We start from the raw sequence: 257 nt of genomic DNA, 5'->3' as shown, positions 1-257 counted from the left end.
GTCGTCGTCTTCACCGTGTTGGTGACGGCGATCTTGACCGCTGGCGACGCGTTCGACTTCAGCACGTTGACCAGGACGTTGGTCGTCGTCTTCACCGTATTGCTGACCGCCACCTTGACCGCCGGCGAAGCTCCGGACTTCAGGACGTTGACCAGGACGTTGGTCGTCGTCGTCACGGTGTTGGTGACCGCGATCTTGACCGCCTGGGGCGCCCCGGACTTCAGGACGTCGACCAGGACGGTCGTCGTCGTCTTCAC

1 protein-coding gene is annotated in these 257 nt (G+C 63.0%); it reads right to left on the bottom strand.

Annotation, left to right across the window (positions count from 1 at the left end; genetic code table 11):
- Positions 1-257, bottom strand: a 257-nt coding sequence (locus IH00_RS37870) for a hypothetical protein (RefSeq protein ID WP_158828015.1), incomplete at both ends; no start/stop codon positions are given.

The organism is Streptomyces sp. NRRL S-118 (assembly GCF_000716335.1).
Lineage (GTDB): Bacteria > Actinomycetota > Actinomycetes > Streptomycetales > Streptomycetaceae > Streptomyces.
This window is presented reverse-complemented; position numbering and strand designations above follow the sequence as displayed.